Source organism: Yersinia sp. Marseille-Q5920, from assembly GCF_946902935.1.
GTDB classification, from domain to species: domain Bacteria; phylum Pseudomonadota; class Gammaproteobacteria; order Enterobacterales; family Enterobacteriaceae; genus Yersinia; species Yersinia rochesterensis.
Window position 1 is genome coordinate 140,420 of sequence record NZ_CAMPQA010000002.1, and the last position, 19,418, is coordinate 159,837.

A 19,418-nucleotide genomic window follows, 5' to 3' on the forward strand; every position below is an offset into this window, starting at 1 on the left:
ATGTTGCTATGACACAAGTTTATCATCCAATAAGTGTATATACCCGTCATACTTCAAGCTGTATGCGCGTTGGCTGTGCTCAATAACCCGAATCACTTACTCATGTAAGCTCATCGGGATTAATGAGCCTCATCCCTGAGGCTCACCCTGCGGGCTAGCATAAATGCTGTTCAAATCGGTTCCCGACCGATTTGTTTCTCTCTTGCCGCCTTCCTACAACTCGAATTATTTAAGGTGTATTTAATTTATTAATGAGTCATTTTTCATGGTGGCCTGAGTGATTATTTATACGAAAACATTTGAATTCACCACTGTTTTAATAATTGCCCCATCCTGAACATCAACAAAATCGGCAACGATAATCCCCATTATTTGTTTTTCTCGATATTGTTTGCAGAACCAAATGTTCATTCCATCTATTAAATGATGGCCTTGCGCCCCGGAATAGGGTGTTAACAAACCGGATATACTGGTGAAGTTAATATATATATCTTGGGCACGTTTTTTCTGTGCATCTTTGAGCAGAATATCAATAAATTTTCTTTTAAAATGAAGGCTTAATGCGGTATAACCATCATAATTGTCTTGGACATAAATATTAAAGCCTTTGTTTTTAATTTCAAATGTGGCGTCATCTTTCCAGCGAGAGGCATTAATGCCCACTTTATCACCAGAGTAACGCCGTAATAATACTATCTTTCCTCTTACATCCCCAATGCTAGGTATTTTATTTTGCAGATAAAATAATTTATTATGCGGATTGATATATCTCTCCTGCATAATTTCATTAAATCCTTTAGTGCTTTTTTCAGTGGTATGTTCTTGTTTAACCGATAAAATAATGAACTCTGTCGGGTTGCGTTTAATAAAGTCAATGCAGGTAGTGAGAAAATCACCAAATTGTTGTTTTAAAAAAACAGCTCCGTGGTGCATAGTGAATACATTATTAATAAGGCGACATCTGGCATCTAAAAATCGAATGCCATGTTCAAGTTGCTCTCTTATATTCCATGTTTGTGTTTGCGTAAATCCAGCACCTAATACATTGGAGCGAAATGATGCGGAATCATGTGTTCCAGGAATGGAAATTTGGCTTAATAACTGTGAATCACTCAGCCGGGACATCCAATTTTTCATGTTCATAATATCCTCCTTGTCAGTGAGAGCCGAAAGTAACCCAGTGAGTTATTCTGTGGACATTCCAAATTTAGATGTAGGAGTAATAGAAATCATCACCAAATAAAAAGCCAGTCAGTAGATAACTGACTGGCTTGTGGGGCTGGCGCATTAATTTAGACCATTATTCGGTCGGCGTTTTATCCGGTTTTCCGGCTAACAAGCTAAGGAAGTCATAGCGTTTTTTCAGGTCTTTTTCAGCCTCAGCATACAACCGCGCCGCCACATCTGGCTCTTGTGTGTTGAGCCGCCGGAAGCGCTGCTCATTGAGTAATGTGGTGGTCAAATCGCTGTTTGGTGGGCGGGAATCCAGTGCTAAGGCCACTTTGCCCTCGTCGGTACGGCGTGGGTCAAAACGATACAGTGGCCAGAAACCGGTGGCGGTTAATTGCTTCATTTGATCATGGCTGTAGGCCAAGTCATAACCGTGCTCTTCACAAGGGCTATAGGCAATAATCAATGATGGGCCGGGGTAGGATTCGGCTTCCTGAATAGCTTTAACCGTTTGATTAAGCTGCGCACCTAACGAAATTTGCGCGACATAGACATGGCCGTACATCATCATGCTAACACCCAAATCTTTGCGTGCCTTACGTTTGCCGTGCTCACCAAACTTGGTCACCGCCCCCAGCGGGGTGGCTTTGGATTGCTGACCACCGGTATTGGAGTAACATTGGGTATCCAGTACCAGCACATTGACGTTTTCGGTCAAGCTGAGTACATGGTCTAAACCACCAAAGCCAATATCATAGGCCCAGCCGTCGCCGCCAATCAGCCAGATAGATTTATCGACCAGATAATCTGCATCCGTGGCTAATTGTTGGGCATCATTGCCCGGAATCTCTTTTAATAGCTGGCGCAGTTGGATGACTTGTTCACGGCGGACTTCGGGTGTTGCATCCTCATTGAGTAATTGCCCAACCAAATCCTGCGGCAACTGTGGAGCTAACTGGTTTATCAAGCGAGTGACACGTTGGCGATGTTGGTCAACCGTCAGACGGAAGCCCAGACCAAACTCGGCATTATCCTCGAACAGTGAGTTAGCCCAAGCTGGGCCACGGCCATCCGCGTTGGTGGTATACGGCGTCGTGGGCAGGTTGCCACCATAGATTGAGGAGCAACCGGTGGCGTTAGCAATCAACAGACGATCGCCATACAACTGAGTCAGTAATTTAATATACGGTGTTTCTCCACAACCGGAGCAAGCACCGGAATATTCAAACAGCGGCGAAATCAGCTGTGAAGTTCGGATATCAATACGCTCCATTTGCGTTTTATCGATTTCCGGCAGTTTGAGGAAGAAATCATAGTGCGCTTTTTCTTCCACCAGATGTGCCAGCCGTGGCTGCATATTGATGGCTTTGATTTCTGGGTTCTGCCGATCTTTCGCCGGGCAGACTTCATAACAAAGATTACATCCGGTGCAATCCTCTGGGGCGACTTGCAATACATATTTCTGCCCCCGCATATCACGGGCTTTGACATCCAGCGATTGTAAGCTGTCTGGCGCACCCAACATAGCATCCGGCTGTACTACTTTGGCGCGAATGGCCGAGTGCGGGCAAGCAGCAACGCAGTGGTTACACTGGGTACACAGATCCGGCTGCCAGATAGGAATATCTTCAGCAATATTGCGTTTTTCCCACTGGGTGGTGCCCACCGGCCAGGTGCCATCAGGTGGGAAGGCCGAAACGGGCAGGGCATCGCCCAAACCGGCCAGCATGGTGGCGGTGACGGTTTTAACGAAATCGGGCGCTTGATCAGAGACAATCGGTGGGCGCATCGGGCTATTTTCATCAATCGGTTGCAATGGAATTTCGACTAATGCATCCAGGGTAGCATCCAGCGCTTGCCAGTTGCGGGTAACAATTTCCGGCCCTTTATTACTGTAGCTGCGGTCAATGGCCGCCCGTAATTGTTCCTGCGCCATGGCGGTGGGCAAGATTTGCGTCAGATGGAAGAACGCCATCTGCATGACGGTATTAATACGCGCGCCCAGTTTGCATTCGCGGGCAATTTTTGCCGCATTAATCACAAATAAGCGGGCTTTGCGCTGGTGCAGTACCGCCTGAACTTCTTGCGGCAGGCGCTGCCACATTTCATCCGCGCTGAACGGGGTGTTAATTAAGAGAATCCCCCCCGGTTTTAAGCGCTCAGCCATTTGATAAGTATCAATAAACTGTAACTGGTGACAGCCGACAAAATCGGCCTGGCTGATGAGATAGGCTGAGTTAATCGGCGTTTTGCTGACTCGCAAGTGAGAGACCGTCAGGCCACCGGCCTTTTTCGAGTCGTAGACAAAATAGCCTTGCGCATACAGTGAGGTGCTGTTGCCGATAATCTTAATATTATTTTTGGTCGCCGAAACCGAGCCGTCACTGCCAAGGCCGTAGAACAGCGCCTCCAAAGTGGCACGTTGCTCGATTTTCTCATCGGTGAGTGGCAATGACAGGCCGGTCACGTCATCAAAAATCCCCACGGTAAAGCGCGGGCGCGGCAGGTCAACAGATAATTCTTTGAATACCGCCAGCGCACAGTCGGGGCCAAACTCTTTGGAGGACAGCCCATAGCGGCCGCCGATCACTTTCGGCAATGTTGCCCGCTCACCCCGGCTATAAGCTTCCGCCAGCGCGGTCATGACATCGAGATAAAGCGGTTCGGCCAGTGCGCCGGGTTCTTTGGTGCGGTCCAATACGGCAATTTTAGTCACGGATGGCGGCAAGACACTGAGAAGATGTTTAGCAGAGAAAGGACGGAATAACCGCACTTTCAACACGCCGACTTTCTCACCGCGCGTGAGCAGGCTATCAATCACTTCTTCACAAGTGCCAATGGCTGACCCCATCAGAATAATAACGCGCTCCGCCTGTGGGTGGCCGTAATATTCAAATGGCTTATATTCGCGCCCGGTGGCCGCGGCAAAAGCCTGCATGGCATCGGCAACATGTTGGTAAGTATTGTTATACCAAGGATTGGTCGCTTCGCGAGACTGGAAATAGGTATCCGGGTTAGCGGAGGTACCGCGCACCACCGGATGGTCTGGCGAAAGCGCCCGGCTGCGGTGGCCGTCTATCCCTTTTTGTGGCAATAGCTGGCGCAGTGTGTCATCGCTGAGTGGTACAATTTTATTGATTTCGTGCGAGGTGCGGAATCCATCAAAGAAATGAATAAATGGGATGCGGCTATTGAGTGTGGCCACTTGGGAAATCAAAGCAAAATCTTGTGCTTCTTGCACGCTGCTGGCGCATAGCATTGCGCAACCGGTTTGGCGCACCGCCATCACATCAGAATGGTCACCAAAGATAGACAGCGCGTGGGTCGCGATGGTGCGGGCCGCAACATGGAGGACAAAAGGTGTCAGCTCGCCCGCCAGCTTGTAGAGGGTGGGGATCATCAACAGTAATCCCTGCGAGGAGGTAAACGAGGTCGATAATGCGCCGGTTTGCAGTGCGCCATGCACAGTAGCAATGGCTCCGCCTTCAGACTGCATTTCAACTACGCGGGGAACATCCCCCCAGATATTGACTTTGCCATCGCCAGACCAAGCATCAGCTTGTTCGGCCATGGTAGAGCTTGGCGTAATAGGGTAGATAGCAATAACTTCACTGGCACGATAGGCCACAGAAGCTACTGCACTGTTACCGTCAGTAGTAATCATTAATTTATACCTTCACATTGCTTATCATGCAGAGAATAAAAGTGCTAATGGGGGCGTCTCTGACTGTTATCTGATTATTTGAACTAATAGCGAAATTCTAGCAGAGAGTATTTTTGTCAGTTATCGCATTTGTGTGACGGCGGGGCCGCCAGATTATGTGGAGAATAAGGTGAATTGCGGGGCTGGCGGTATATTGGGGCTTTCAGATAATAATTATTACAATTAGAAAACTATTTATAATAACAATGAGGTTTCACTTATTACGAACAGCACAATAAATGCGCTGTAATTTGGCTTGGTTGTGAAATATTTGTGAAGTACAAATCGATTTAATGAACATTTAATTGCGGATGGGCATAATGTCTGCCCAACACTGAAATGAGAGGTCGATAATGAGTGGTTTCATGTATTTAATGATGGCGATTGTTGCTGAAGTCGTGGCAACCACGATGTTAAAATCCTCCGATGGCTTTACCCGCTTGGTGCCCTCTATTGTGGTCGTGATTGGCTATGGCATTGCTTTCTGGGGATTATCACAGGTGGTTAAAACTATGCCCCTAGGCATTGCTTATGCTATTTGGTCAGGGTTGGGAATTGTTTTAGTGTCAGTTGCCGCGGTATTTATGTACCAACAGAAGTTGGACTGGGCTGCAATGACGGGCATGAGTTTGATTATTGCCGGTGTGTTGGTGATTAATCTATTGTCTAAGACTTCGATGCATTAATCATATACCCGTCATACTACAAGCTGCATGCACGGGGATAACGGTGATTTTTATCGCCGCGCATACAGTCAAACTATTTAATATCCAACTGATGTACTCCCTCGACGGCTAACAATGTTTCATACACCAGATCCAAACTTTTTTTCGGTGACAATGTCACTTCTAAAGTGAGTTCACAGTCTGGCTCATGTTTCTCTGGTTTGTGGGTGACAGACAGGTTCATCGGGCGAAGCTGCAATTTTTGCATAGCAACCAAAATACGTGGCACACTGTCTGGCAGCAGTTTAATCGCGACAAAATGATGCTCTCCAATCAGGCGGTTACTTAACTGGCGGAAGATTTCCAGCACAACTAACGTCACCATCGTGCCATAAATACCAATTTCATACAGGCCACTACCAATCACCAGACCAATTGCTGCCGTGACCCACATTCCCGCCGCCGTGGTAAGTCCTTTGACCATCTGCTTTTGGATCATGATAGTCCCAGCACCGAGGAACCCCATGCCACTCACGACCTGCGCCGCGACTCGGCTGGGGTCAAAGCTGACGTGTTCTAAGGTTAATAAATCCTCAAAACCGTATTTTGAAACAATCATAAACATGGCACTGCCGATACCAACCAAAATATGTGTGCGTAATCCCGCATCTTTCGCCCGCAATTGACGCTCTAACCCAATTAACCCCCCTAATGCACCCGCCAAAGTAATTCTTAGTAGTAAATCAGTGATCATAATGGCTCCCATTTTATTTTTTACCCTCGGTAGGTGTTTGATTTTTTCTCTGATTGTTATATCAGTATTGTTCGACACGAAATTAAGTTAGCGAATTCTGTTTATTTATGTTGTGTTTTAATTATAACAGTTATTATATGAACCTATTATAGCGCTATATATTATTCATGCCGGAGCAAAAGAATGAATGCATTATCTTGGTTTGTGGGCGGGGCTGTGTTCTTTTTAGCCGCTTGCAGCAGCAATGACCCAATAGAGACAGTTCCAGCCGCTCGATTTTTAAACAACAATGAGACCAGTGAGCCGGTGCAACAAGCCACCAGTGCCAATGTTCATCATAATCTGAATATGTCTAATCCTGCCGCCGTTAATTGTGCGAATGCGGGCGGTATATTGACGGTGGCTAAGCAACTCAATGGCGGCAGTGTAGGAATGTGTCAGTTACCGGATGGCAAACGTTGTGAAGAATCGGCATTAATGCGCGGCGCTTGCCCGGCTCGCTGATATACCCTCCATCTTTCAAGCCGCAGATGTGTTGGCTGCGCTCAATTACCCGAATCACTTACCAATGTAAGCTCATCGGGATGCTTTCGTTTGCCGCCTTCCTGCACCTCGAAATCTATTGGGTATATAGCTATCTCCATCTTTCAAGCCGCAGATGTGTTGGCTGCGCTCAATTACCGAATCACTTATAAAATATAAGTCAGCTTATCGGGATGAATGAGCCTCATCCTTGAGACTCACCCTGCGGACTTTCTGGATATATTAGGCGGTAATAATATTCGGGCAATGTTCGCCGTTTTTCAATTGGGCAATATTCTGCATAGTAGTGGCAGAAATACTGGTCAGGGCTTCTTCTGTCAGGAAAGCTTGATGCCCAGTAAATAATACGTTGTGGCAAGAAGACAAACGGCGGAAAACATCATCCTGAATGACGTCGTTAGATTTGTCTTCAAAGAACAAATCGCGTTCATTTTCATAGACATCCATGCCGAGCGAGCCAATTTTCTGTTGCTTCAGTGCATCAATCGCCGCTGTTGAGTCAATCAGGCCACCGCGGCTGGTATTGATGATCATTACGCCATCTTTCATTTGTTCAAATGATTGTTTATTAAGCAAATGATGATTTTCTGGGGTCATCGGGCAATGCAGTGAAATAACATCCGATTCGGCATACAAGGTTTTGAGGTCAACATATTCCGCGCCCAAATCCAAAGCCGCTTGGCTTGGGTAGGGGTCATAGGCTAACAACCGCATACCAAAGCCTTTTAAGATGCGCATGGTGGCGACACCAATTTTACCGGTACCAATAATCCCCGCCGTGCGGCCATGCATATTGAAACCTATCAGACCTTCCAACGAGAAGTTGGCATCACGCGTACGTTGATAAGCACGGTGAATACGGCGGTTGAGGCTCATCATCATTCCGACTGCATGTTCAGCCACAGCTTCAGGAGAATAGGCCGGCACACGAACAACCTGAATACCCAGCTCTTTCGCCGCCACCAAATCCACATTATTGAAGCCCGCACAGCGCAAAGCCAGAATCTTCACACCGACGTTTTTCAATTCTTCCAATGTCGTGCGACATGCATCGTCATTGACGAAAAGACAAACTGCATCACAGCCCGCAGCCATCTTCGCCGTTTTGGGGGATAACAGAAAATCGAAAAACTCTAATTCAAAGCCAAAATCTTTGTTGACCAATTCGAGGTATTTGCGGTCATACTGTTTGGTACTGTAAACGGCTAATTTCATCGTGATGTCTCCGCCAAAATATTGTGATCAATTTAACAGGTTTGAATAAATCATACAATTTGGCACAATAATAAGTTAAATAGCACAGTAATAAGTTAAGTAGGGTGTATGTCACTTTCTTATGCCAATGAAGTAAGGTTTTTATTCCAACTTTCAATGGCAACAGTTCTGTTTAATCTACAAGGATAGCGTTATCTATTCTTGCAGTAGAATGATTGCAGTAGATTGATTAAAGCACACCGGACGTCGGGTGAGTGATATATCCGTCATGCTTCAAACTGTCGGTGTGTTGGCTGCGCTCAATTACCCGAATAACTTACCTGTGTAAGTTCATCGGGGTGCTTTCATTTGCCGCCTTTCTGCAATTGGAATTATTTAGGGTATTAAACAAGGCAAGTCATGACTAAATGCGCAAAAATAATGGGTTGGTTGTTGTTAATCAGCGCAATTTCTTTAGGAATATTATGGAAAACCTTGCCGCAGTGGCTACCAAAAGTTGCACAATACTGGTTGCCTGCGGGTAGCCAACTGGTCTTGGCTAGCCCGCCGGTTTGGCATGATGGCGCATTGCGTATTTCACAATTGGGTTACCGGGTGCAGGGCTGCACCTTGGCAAATATTGGGCAATTGAGTGTCGGCTATCACCAAGGCCGTTGGCAGCTAGGGGCCAATACCGTCGCTGTGGATACCGCTTGCTTGAGCCAATTACCGAGCAGTGGCGAGAGTGCGCCGCAAGATTTAGCCTATTGGCAGCAGCAGCTCTCCGTGCTTGACTTGAATATCAACAATTTGCAGATTACGCCGTGGCAGCAATACGCCGGTAAACTGACATTCTCTGGTAAACCGGCCCTCACATCGCCAGACAATAAAAAACTCACCCAAGAATTGCGTTATCAGGGCCCACAATTGAGCTTCGCCGCCACACTGGATGAAGAACAGCAACTTAGTCTGAATCAATTCTCGATTGCTGTTCCCGGTACCCCGCAACCTTTCGAACTGAGTGGTGGAATTAAAATTCCATTGTCGCTGGATGATTGGCCAGAGCAAGGTGCACTCGACGGGGTATTGACGACGGGCTATCTGTCTAAACCGTTATTATTGAATCTGAGTTGGCAACAGCAACAGGGGGTTTTAACCCTGACAGAGCGCGGTGATGATACCCCGCTGGCGCGGTTGCCATGGCGCTTATCCCCGAAAAAAATTCAGATAATCAACGGCCAATGGCAATGGCCCTATGAGCTGCAACCCCTCAGCGGGGGGGTGAATCTGACATTGTATGACTGGGATAAGGGCTTGGACCAAACCGCCATTGAGGCGCGAATTAATGTCATCACGGCGGGGGAAAGTGGCAAAGGCAACGCCGTCCTGACCCTTGGGCCGGGTAGCTTGAGTCTCGTCAACAGTGACATGAAATTCCAACTTAGCGGGCAAGCTAATCTGGAAAAAATGGTCTTGAATGCCACTATTCCCGGCTTACTCAGTGGCTCCATACTGAACCCGACTTGGGTGCTGCACCCCGGCGCTTTACTGCGTGCTCACGGTAACATCACGCCGGAATTGCGCATAAAAGATGCGCGTTGGCCACTGGCGGGCGTTAAAGTGACTGCCGCTGGAGTGACGGGGCGGCTACAGGCGATTGTGGAAGCACAGGACAGTTTTTGGGGCAATTTTAATCTGCATCTGGATGGTCAGGCGCAAGAATTTTGGCCCGATAAAGGCCATTGGCAATGGCGCTACTGGGGCAATGGTCGCCTGCCGCCGCTGGCTGCGAGTTGGGATATGGGCGGCAAGGGGCGTTGGCAGGGAACACTGATAACTGTCGATAAACTCTCAACTGGTTTTGATCGGCTGCAATATGGATTAGTTAAGGTTGAGGCGCCACGGCTGACCTTAACCAAACCCTTGACCTGGCAGCGGGATAATCATCATCCTGCTTTTATTGCCGGGTTCGAGCTGGGCGCTAAAAAAGTGGCATTCAGTGATGGCGGCGGCTACTTGCCTCCTGCGGTGTTATCGCTACAACTTAATGGCCGCGCCCCCGATGATTTTCTATGGCAAGGGAATTTACAAGCGCAAGCCATTGGGCCGATTGCGTTAGGTGGCCGTTGGGATGGCGAGCGGTTACGCGGCGAGGGCTGGTGGCCAAAACAATCGCTGAAGGTATTCCAACCGCTGCTATCCGAAGAGTTAGGGATTAAATTGCGGGATGGCGAGCTTTATGCACAGGCGGCTTTTTCTGCGGCCCGTGAGCAAGGTTTTACCGCCGGTGGACATTGGGTCGTGAAGAATGGCGGGATGTGGCTGGCAGACGGTGAACTGAGCGGCTTAGATTTTGTTATGTCTTATCGTTTAGAAAACCATCACTGGCAGTTGGGGCCGAAAGAGCCGGTCATGCTGCGTATTGCCTCGATAAACAACTTGTTTACAATGCAGAATATCACCGCTGATTTGCAAGGAACTTATCCCTATTCAGAGAAAGCCCCATTGACCTTGAGCAATGTTGGCATGGATATTTTGAAAGGGCATCTGAGTTTGTCTGCTTTGCGTTTACCCCAACATGACGCGGCAGTGCTAAAATTAAAAGGTATTGATTTAAGTGAACTATTTACCGTGTTGCAACCAAAACAACTGGCTATGTCGGGTAAGGTCAATGGCGAATTGCCGCTTTATCTTAATAATCCACAGTGGTTGGTGCGCGATGGTTGGATAGCGAATGACGGCGCGGTGACACTGCGGCTTGACCCAGAACTGGCAAACTCAATCAGTGAGAGTAATTTTGTGGCGGGGGTGGCGATTGATTGGCTGCGTTACATGGAGATTTACCAATCTTATGCCACTGTCAGTCTCGATAACTTGGGTCAATTAACATTGCGTTCAAAGATTCATGGTGTTAATACACAGAAAAACTCCAAACGAGAGATAGTGCTGAACTATCAGCATGAGGAAAATATCTTCCAACTCTGGCGCAGCCTACGTTTTGGTGACAATTTACAAGAGTGGTTGCAGCAAAATATTTCGTTGCGACCAACAGCATCCATACCAGCGAGGGCGAAGGAATGAAGATTTTGACATGGGAACCTATGGCAATAGCGCTGGGTATTTTTATGCTTAGCGGCTGTTTACGCCTGGAAGTGGCAACCCCGGAAAAACCTATCACTATCAATATGAATGTCAAAATTGAGCATGAAATCCAGATTAGAGTGGATAAAGACGTGGAAAATCTGCTTAAAAATCAATCCAATCTATTCTAAGAGGCCATTATGAACAAGCAAACGTCCGGCTGGATTGGGGATACACAAAAGTTGCTTCGCGTAATATTGGGCTGCGTGGTGTTAAGCGGCAGTTTACTGTTTAGCACCGGGGCTTTTGCACTGACGTTGGAGCAGGCCAAGCAGCAAGGCCGCGTGGGTGAAACCCTCAGTGGGTATTTGGCACCGGTAAAGAAAGATGCTGAAACACTGGCGCTGGTGGAGCAAATTAATATCGCCAGAGCCCAGAAATATCAGGAAGTGGCGCAGAAGAATCATATTTCAACCGAGGATGTCGCCAAGCTGGCGGGGCAAAAGTTAGTCAACCGCGCGGCGGCGGGGGAATATGTACGCGGTATTAATGGCCAATGGATGCAGCGCTGATACTCGGCGCATCATTTATAAAAAAGCGCGCCTGAAGGCGCGCAATGATGAAATTGACTACTGGGTAAAACGAGGGCAATGCAAGGTCATTGCTGTCGTGCATTAACGCAGACACTCGCCTCTGCACGAAAGTTCTTTATTATTAAGCGTTAACAACCTGAGCTAGTAGCTGTTTGGCATCCGCTTGTGCTTTGGTCGCCACTTCAGGGCCATAAGCAATACCTTCTGCAAACACGAACTCGACATCGGTAATCCCGATAAAGCCGAGGAACAGGCGCAGGTAAGGAACCACCAGGTCAGTCGGAGTATCTTTATGGATACCGCCACGGCTGGTCAGAATAATAGCGCGTTTGCCGGTAATCAGGCCTTCAGGGCCTTTTTCGGTGTAACGGAAAGTCACGCCAGCACGCGCAATCAGGTCAAAATAGTTCTTCAACTGAGTCGGGATGTTGAAGTTGTACATCGGTGCCGCCATGACGATAACGTCATTCGCTTGCAATTCGGCAATCAGCTCATCAGACAGCGCCAGAGCTTCTTGCTGACGTGGTGTTAGCGCAGCATCTGAAGGGCGCAAAGCAGCTACCAGCTCGCCGTCTAATACCGGAATCGGCTGAGCAGCCAGATCACGCACGGTGATTTCTTCGCCAGCATGAGCTGTTTTCCATTGTTCAACAAAGAAGTCGGCGAGTTGGTTAGACTGTGAATAGGTTGCCAGAATGCTTGATTTTAGAACCAGTACTTTGCTCATTGTAATTCCTTAACAGTTAACAGTGACTTAGGCGGTACGCCTTTTCAATGAGATACACTTTATTCAAGTTTTTCTAACAGTGATAGCGCAATATTTTGCGTTCTTTGTTCGATTTTATTGAATAATGATAATCTGAGAGTCAGATAGCGCCGTCTGCGCCAGCTACAGCGCCAACCCGGGCTGTGTTACCCTATATGACAAAGATTTATATCATTAAAAACTCGGGATGATTTAGAGCGAGTTTGTTGGTCAAAATTGATATTAATGAATAAAAAACATCAGCTAATCACATTCAGAGCTTAAAATTATCAGGCTGATACTGTGAGTTTCAGCCGCAGCGTAACAAGGAATATTGAACGTGAAATCTTCGCTCGCAGCATTATCCTCCCAACTCGGGGAATTGATGCTCCGTGACCAACAGCGCATGCGACGTCGGCTGCAAGGCGCACAAAAAGTCCATAATCCAGAGGCCGTAGAGGCGATTACCCGTGAAATAGAGGCCGAATTTGCTACTGCAATGCAGCGAGTTGCTGGCCGTCGGGCGGCCTGTCCGGCTATCACTTATCCTGAAAATTTGCCGGTCAGTCAGAAAAAACAAGATATTTATCATGCTATCCGTGACCATCAGGTGGTGATTGTCGCCGGTGAAACGGGGTCGGGTAAAACCACACAGATACCGAAAATTTGTCTGGAGTTGGGGCGGGGTATAAAAGGGGTGATTGGTCATACCCAGCCGCGCCGTCTGGCCGCACGTACCGTGGCGAACCGTATTGCCGATGAGCTAGACACCTCCCTTGGCGGCAGTGTCGGTTATAAAGTGCGGTTTAATGATCAAGTGGGCGAAAATACGCTGGTTAAGTTAATGACCGACGGTATTTTACTGGCTGAAATTCAGCAAGACCGCCTGCTGATGCAATATGACACTCTGATTATTGATGAGGCCCATGAACGTAGCCTGAACATTGATTTCATCTTGGGTTATTTGCGCGAGTTATTGCCAAAACGTCCTGATCTGAAAGTGATTATCACCTCGGCGACTATTGATCCGCAGCGCTTTTCTCATCATTTCAATAATGCGCCCATTATTGAAGTCTCTGGCCGCACCTATCCGGTGGAAGTGCGCTACCGGCCCATTGTGGATGATGCCGATGATGTTGATCGCGATCAGCTACAAGCTATTTTTGATGCCGTCGATGAGTTGGGTCGCGAAAGTCCCGGCGATATTCTGATCTTTATGAGTGGCGAACGGGAAATCCGTGATACCGCTGATGCGCTGATGAAACAGAATCTGCCCCATACGGAAGTGCTGCCGCTGTATGCCCGCTTATCAAATAGCGAACAGAATAGGGTGTTTCAGTCTCATCATGGGCGGCGAATTGTACTGGCAACCAACGTGGCGGAAACCTCACTGACGGTGCCCGGTATTAAGTATGTTATTGACCCCGGCACCGCGCGTATTAGCCGCTACAGTTTCCGCACCAAAGTACAGCGGTTGCCCATAGAGCCGGTGTCCCAAGCTTCTGCTAATCAGCGCAAAGGTCGCTGTGGCCGTGTATCTGACGGTATTTGTATTCGTCTTTATTCCGAACAGGATTTCCTGTCTCGCCCTGAATTTACCGATCCGGAAATTCTGCGCACCAATTTGGCGTCCGTTATCCTGCAAATGACCTCACTAGGGCTAGGGGATATCGCGGCTTTCCCGTTTGTGGAAGCGCCAGATAAACGTAATATTCAAGATGGCGTGCGGCTGCTGGAAGAATTGGGGGCGATCCAAACTGCCAGTAACGGGCATCAACAATTGACACCGCTCGGTCGCCAATTGGCCCAATTACCGGTCGATCCTCGACTGGCTCGAATGGTGCTGGAAGCTCAGAAAAGCGGCAGTGTGCGCGAATTGATGATTATTACCTCGGCGTTGTCTATCCAGGATCCGCGTGAGCGCCCGATGGATAAACAGCAAGCTTCCGATGAAAAACACCGGCGTTTTGCTGATAAAGACTCTGATTTCCTTGCGTTTGTTAATTTGTGGGATTATCTGAAAGAGCAGCAAAAAGAGCTGTCATCGGCACAATTCCGTAAATTATGCCGCAGTGATTTTCTGAATTATCTGCGGGTACGCGAATGGCAGGATATTTATACCCAACTGCGCCAGGTAGTGAAAGAATTGGGTATCCCGGTCAATAGTGTCGCTGCAGATTATCGCAGCGTCCATACTGCTATTCTGACCGGTTTATTGTCACATATCGGCCAAAAAGACGTTGAAAAGCAAGAGTATACCGGCGCACGGAATGCCCGCTTTGCCATTTTCCCCGGTTCCGGTTTATTCAAAAAACCGCCTAAATGGAGCATGGTCGCTGAGTTAGTCGAGACCAGCCGCTTATGGGGCCGTATTGCTGCCCGCATTGAGCCAGAGTGGATTGAACCCTTAGCGCAGCATTTGGTTAAACACCATTATAGCGACCCGCATTGGGAGAAAGCGCAAGGGGCGGTGATGGCTAGCGAGAAAGTGACCTTATTCGGCTTACCTATCGTGACTGAGCGCAAGATAAATTATGGCCCCATTGACCCGCCACTGTGCCGCGAGCTGTTTATCCGTCACGGTTTGGTCGAAGGAGATTGGCAAACGCGCCATGCTTTCTTCCGGGCTAATTTAAAGTTGCTGGCTGAAGTTGAAGAGCTGGAGCACAAATCTCGCCGCCGCGACATTCTGGTTGATGATGAAACACTGTTTAACTTCTATGACCAGCGAATTGGACGCGATGTTGTTTCTGCGCGCCATTTTGATAGCTGGTGGAAGAAAACCAGCCAGACACAGCCCGAATTACTCAACTTTGAAAAAACCATGCTTATCAAGGATGGGGCGAACAAAGTTAACCCGCTGGACTACCCGAATTATTGGTATCAAGGGTCGCTCAAATTACGGCTTTCTTATCAATTTGAGCCGGGTACTGACGCCGATGGGGTCACTGTCCATATCCCGCTCCCGATCCTGAATCAGGTTAAAGAAGAGGGGTTTGACTGGCAAATTCCAGGGATTCGCCGTGAGCTGGTGATAGCGCTTATCAAGTCATTACCTAAACCTGTGCGCCGTAACTTTGTTCCTGCACCTAATTATGCTGAAGCTTTTTTGGCCCGAGCAACACCGCTGGAAACCAGTTTACTCGAGGCATTAGAGCGCGAGTTGCGCCGCATGACGGGTGTGACAGTGTCACGCGAGAGTTGGCAATGGGAGCAAGTTCCCGACCATCTGAAAATGACCTTCCGTGTGCTGGACGATAAAAATCGGACTCTACGTGAAAGCAAAGATCTTGCGGCTTTGAAGCTACAACTTCAAGAAAAGGTGCAGGAAACCCTTTCTGCCGTGGCGGATGACGGTATTGAACAAAATGGCTTACATATCTGGAGCTTCGGCTCACTTCCTGTGTGCTATGAACAACGCCGCGGGGGATACGAAGTCAAAGCCTATCCTGCACTGGTGGATGAGAAAGACAGTGTTGCGATCCGCTTGTTTGATACGGAATCTCAGCAACAGCAAGCAATGTGGCAGGGTACACGGCGGTTATTGCTGCTAAATATTCCCTCTCCCATTAAGTATTTACATGAAAAACTGCCGAATAAATCCAAACTCGGCCTTTATTTCAATACTTATGGCAAAGTGATGGATCTGATTGATGATTGCATTGCTTGTGGGGTGGATAAACTGGTGGCGCAATATGGTGGCCCGGTCTGGCAACAGGCTGATTTTGCTCAGTTACAAGAAAAAGTGCGGGCTGAGTTAAATGAAACCGTCGTGGATATTGCCAAGCAAGTTGAGCAGATCCTAACCACGGCGTTTAGTATTAATAAGCGTCTAAAAGGCCGAGTCGATATTTCGCAAGCATTGGCACTTTCAGACATTAAAGCCCAGCTTGGTGGTCTGATTTACCGGGGCTTTGTTACTAATAATGGCTGGAAACGCTTACCTGATACATTGCGCTATTTACACGCGATTGAGCGCCGTCTGGAGAAGTTAGCTGTCGACCCTCATCGTGATCGCGCCCAAATGTTGCGCATAGAACATGTCCAGCAAATGTGGCAGCAATGGCTTAATAAGTTACCGCCTAAACGCCAACAAGATGAAGACGTTAAAGAAGTTCGTTGGATGATTGAAGAACTGCGGGTGAGCTTATTTGCTCAGCAATTGGGGACAGCATATCCCATTTCGGACAAACGTATTTTGCAAACTATCGACCAACTCTCTGCTTAAGGATTAATGAATATCACTCCGCGCCTGGCCTAATTTTTTGGGCGCGGAGCTTTCCCCCCCACTGACAAACTCAGTATTTATATATGTTAAGCATCCTTATTTGCATCTTAAATATGTAATTGATGAAAACCGCTAATTTTCCTGCGAAGCCCCTCGAAAACAGTCAATTAAGTCCCTTCTTGAGCATCGGTGCTATTGCTTCTGACCTTTAACTCCGGCTATATCTGCCTTGGCAATGAGGCGGCTTGTTCAAAGTTTGTCTGATTCCGGGTCACCATTTTTGATTACATTTGGTGAGTTTGATAGAGTTTTTCGGGAGCAGGGATTGCTTATGTATGTGATTAATTTATTGGGGTTGGCACAAAGGGAGTTGTTTAAATTGCCGCCAGGGATACAGGCGGCTCTGATCAAAGCTTTGGATGAGTTAGAGGCTTATGATCACGAGTTACGGGAGCCTGTAGTTCGGGATTTAGGAAAAGGGCTGAAAGAATTGAGGGTCAGTGCGAAGGAGGGGGCCGGGCGCGGTTTTTTCTTTTATCAAGCTGACCAGCAGGTTTATATCATTCATATTTTGCAGAAAAAAACGCAAAAGACCTCCAGACGGACACTGATGTTGGCTTATCAGCGTATGAAAGAAATCAAACGGAGATTGCAGCCATGAAAAAACAAGATGATTTTGACATTATTCCTTTTTCAGAGGTTAAAGCAGCGGCTTTACATCACCCTCAGGTAAATGAAGCTTATTTAGATTTACAGATTAGGCAAACCATGATGACGGAGCTTAAGGCTGCTCGTCAGCAATGTAAGCTGACCCAACAAGAGGTTGCTCAGAGAGCGGGGTTGAGGAAACAGAATATTAGCCGGATGGAGAAAGGCATTATTTCGCCTAATCTGACGACGTTAAGTCGATATGCCGCAGCATTAGGAGGGACTTTTGTTTTTAAATTTAATCAAAAGTCCCATCGTGCAGATAAGAAATAATAGGCAATAAAGTCCCTTTGTTAGCCCATTAATCTATCTCGCAGAATAACCCGTATTATTTGGCTGCTTTATTTGCGAGTGTTTTTAACCGGTCTTTTATGGCCGTGACTGCCAAAGCTCGGTTATCCGCGAGATAACGGTCTTTAGCGGCGGGAGCGGAACTTTGAATCGCAATCAAAGACCACTTTTCGCCATTCTTCAGCAGTAGGGGCGAGCCGCTATCACCGGGTAATGTATCACACTGATGAGAAAGCACGCCTTGCTGTGCCCACCCTGTAATCAGGCAATCTTCATGGCGATAAAGTGTGTCCAGATGGTCAAGGGGGTAACCTGCTTGAATGATTTTACGATCAACTTGTTTAAGTGCTTGAGTTAATTCACTCGCAGTTCCATCCCACAGAGGCAATGGTTTGATTGGAATGGTTTTTTTACTCGTTAATCGAATAAGTGCATAGTCATACGCTGCGGCGGCGGGCGGAACTATCCAACCATCACCATCAGGTTTGAGTTTTTTACCCAATTTAGCATCCACCAGTGTTTCCAGACTGGTCGTCTGGTACTTCCAATGACCATTTTGGGAAATAAATCGTAAGGCCACGGCCCGGTCAACTTTACCAGGAGGAGCTAATACGCAATGACCTGCTGTCAGTGCCAGGCGAGGGGAGATTAATGTTGCAGTACAAAGGTTACCGCTTGCCGTTTCAACTTGGCCAATCGCTTGCCATGGCCATTCGGAGTTATCAGTGACCGCTGTACGGTCATCTTTACCGAAAAACAGAGTCATTTGATCTGCAATGCTGGCGTCATCATTTTGCGTGTCTGTCGGTGAGTGGGCTAGAGCCGCAGAAAGAGGTAACAGACTTAATAGTAATAATGAAGATAAACGCATAAATAGTTAGCCTGCCTTATTATTCCTTAGAGGGTTATCTATTCACAAACCTGAGTTCGACTGATTAAATTGCTCATCACGATTTTCCCTACCGCTAACTATAGACATAATTAGTGATGTGTTGTGTTGTCATTATTTGATTTTTCAATAATTTTAGAGCGAAATAGGCCATTGTTGTTATAAATAGAAAAACAATGTAATCAGCCCGCAAATAATTAATGTGGTCAGAGTGATTTCAAATAAATAACGGCGCAGCATTATCAGCACTCCCGATAAAAAACACCCGGAAAACCGGGTGTTGGGTGAATTCAGTTGTTGCAAACTCATCGTGAAGAGCTGAGTTCAGCTTTTTGGCTGCTATTTGATGGCCGGTACTGCTGCCGGGGTAGATTTAGTCTGTGCCGCTGTTTTGTGGTGTTTTTTAGCCGCTTGTGCTTTTTGCACCGGTGCAGTTTTTTCCGCTTTTTTTATCGATTTTTTAGCTTTTTTGTGATGCATAGTTTTGGCTGGAGCACTATGGACAGCGGGTGCTCCGGCCATTGGAGCAGCAGGTGGTGCAACTGTGTCGGCGGCGAATGCGATAGAAGACATACCCAAAGTTGCAGCAACAATCAGAGCTAATACTGTTTTCATGATTTATTCCTCAGAGTTCTGTTTGTATATCGGCCCCGTTGGGTCGTTGTAATGAGAATAGAGGAAATGATTAATGGCTTCCGTGAGTCATTGGTTTCGGCTTGTAACCGATTGTACAGGGCTGATTGTTATGACTAATAGGCAACTCAGTATACGATTTATCACGTGCGTGTGAGCACAGTTTATGGCGGAGATAGCAGGGAAGCCCAAAGGAATGAAACCGCCAAATAAAATGTCAA

The 19,418-nt window shown here is 47.3% G+C and carries 15 protein-coding genes; 8 read left to right on the forward strand and 7 right to left on the reverse strand.

What is annotated here, in order from left to right:
* Positions 1-285: 285 nt before the first annotated feature.
* Together OVO64_RS03360 and nifJ are read right to left on the reverse strand one after the other, a co-directional pair.
* Positions 286-1,143, reverse strand: a complete 858-nt coding sequence (locus OVO64_RS03360; protein WP_038632746.1) for a phosphatidylinositol-specific phospholipase C — start codon at positions 1,141-1,143, stop codon at positions 286-288.
* 157 nt (positions 1,144-1,300) lie between these two features.
* A complete protein-coding gene (nifJ, locus tag OVO64_RS03365) occupies positions 1,301-4,834 on the reverse strand; it encodes a pyruvate:ferredoxin (flavodoxin) oxidoreductase (protein ID WP_050291692.1) in 3,534 nt (1,177 codons plus the stop codon).
* Positions 4,835-5,226: 392 nt separating this feature from the next.
* Here nifJ and OVO64_RS03370 point away from each other — a divergent pair, with 392 nt between their 5' ends.
* Positions 5,227-5,559: a DMT family transporter gene (locus OVO64_RS03370; RefSeq protein ID WP_038632751.1), complete on the forward strand. Its 333-nt coding sequence runs from the start codon at positions 5,227-5,229 to the stop codon at positions 5,557-5,559.
* Between the two features lie 73 nt (positions 5,560-5,632).
* Here OVO64_RS03370 and OVO64_RS03375 read toward each other — a convergent pair whose 3' ends face one another.
* Positions 5,633-6,292: an MgtC/SapB family protein gene (locus OVO64_RS03375; protein WP_050291693.1), complete on the reverse strand. Its 660-nt coding sequence runs from the start codon at positions 6,290-6,292 to the stop codon at positions 5,633-5,635.
* Positions 6,293-6,475: 183 nt separating this feature from the next.
* Here OVO64_RS03375 and OVO64_RS03380 point away from each other — a divergent pair, with 183 nt between their 5' ends.
* Complete coding sequence (locus tag OVO64_RS03380; protein WP_267248618.1) at positions 6,476-6,796, forward strand: DUF333 domain-containing protein; 321 nt, start codon at positions 6,476-6,478, stop codon at positions 6,794-6,796.
* Between the two features lie 261 nt (positions 6,797-7,057).
* Here the strand turns inward: OVO64_RS03380 and OVO64_RS03385 are convergent, their stop codons facing one another.
* A complete protein-coding gene (locus OVO64_RS03385) occupies positions 7,058-8,050 on the reverse strand; it encodes a 2-hydroxyacid dehydrogenase (RefSeq protein ID WP_038632757.1) in 993 nt (330 codons plus the stop codon).
* A gap of 399 nt (positions 8,051-8,449) precedes the next feature.
* Here OVO64_RS03385 and OVO64_RS03390 point away from each other — a divergent pair, with 399 nt between their 5' ends.
* From OVO64_RS03390 to OVO64_RS03400, 3 genes are read left to right on the forward strand one after another with little or no spacing between them, the layout of a single operon-like run.
* Positions 8,450-11,110, forward strand: coding sequence for a YdbH family protein (locus tag OVO64_RS03390; protein ID WP_267248619.1), 2,661 nt, complete (start codon positions 8,450-8,452; stop codon positions 11,108-11,110).
* Positions 11,107-11,301, forward strand: coding sequence for a YnbE family lipoprotein (locus OVO64_RS03395; protein WP_038632761.1), 195 nt, complete (start codon positions 11,107-11,109; stop codon positions 11,299-11,301). Before OVO64_RS03390 ends, OVO64_RS03395 begins: the two co-directional genes overlap by 4 nt.
* A gap of 9 nt (positions 11,302-11,310) precedes the next feature.
* Entirely contained in the window at positions 11,311-11,682 is a 372-nt protein-coding gene (locus OVO64_RS03400) for a YdbL family protein (protein WP_038632763.1), read from the forward strand.
* A 142-nt stretch (positions 11,683-11,824) separates the two neighbouring features.
* Here the strand turns inward: OVO64_RS03400 and azoR are convergent, their stop codons facing one another.
* Positions 11,825-12,430 (reverse strand): FMN-dependent NADH-azoreductase, encoded by a 606-nt coding sequence (gene azoR / locus OVO64_RS03405; protein ID WP_038632765.1) that lies wholly within the window; start codon positions 12,428-12,430, stop codon positions 11,825-11,827.
* Positions 12,431-12,788: 358 nt separating this feature from the next.
* On the opposite strand from azoR, the gene hrpA reads away from it, so the two are divergent.
* The 3 genes from hrpA (at position 12,789) to OVO64_RS03420 (ending at position 17,657) form a co-directional block, all read left to right on the forward strand.
* On the forward strand, positions 12,789-16,676 hold the full coding sequence (gene hrpA, locus OVO64_RS03410) for an ATP-dependent RNA helicase HrpA (protein ID WP_145509843.1): 3,888 nt from the start codon (positions 12,789-12,791) through the stop codon (positions 16,674-16,676).
* 331 nt (positions 16,677-17,007) lie between these two features.
* The gene (locus OVO64_RS03415) at positions 17,008-17,337 is read left to right on the forward strand and encodes a type II toxin-antitoxin system RelE/ParE family toxin (protein ID WP_145509844.1); all 330 of its coding nucleotides are present in this window, start codon (positions 17,008-17,010) and stop codon (positions 17,335-17,337) included.
* Complete coding sequence (locus OVO64_RS03420; protein WP_050291694.1) at positions 17,334-17,657, forward strand: helix-turn-helix domain-containing protein; 324 nt, start codon at positions 17,334-17,336, stop codon at positions 17,655-17,657. Before OVO64_RS03415 ends, OVO64_RS03420 begins: the two co-directional genes overlap by 4 nt.
* 55 nt (positions 17,658-17,712) lie before the next feature.
* Here the strand turns inward: OVO64_RS03420 and OVO64_RS03425 are convergent, their stop codons facing one another.
* Both OVO64_RS03425 and asr read right to left on the reverse strand, forming a co-directional pair.
* The gene (locus OVO64_RS03425; protein WP_267248620.1) at positions 17,713-18,546 is read right to left on the reverse strand and encodes a trypsin-like serine peptidase; all 834 of its coding nucleotides are present in this window, start codon (positions 18,544-18,546) and stop codon (positions 17,713-17,715) included.
* A gap of 357 nt (positions 18,547-18,903) precedes the next feature.
* Positions 18,904-19,179, reverse strand: a complete 276-nt coding sequence (gene asr, locus OVO64_RS03430; RefSeq protein ID WP_038632774.1) for an acid resistance repetitive basic protein Asr — start codon at positions 19,177-19,179, stop codon at positions 18,904-18,906.
* Between the last annotated feature and the right edge of the window lie 239 nt (positions 19,180-19,418).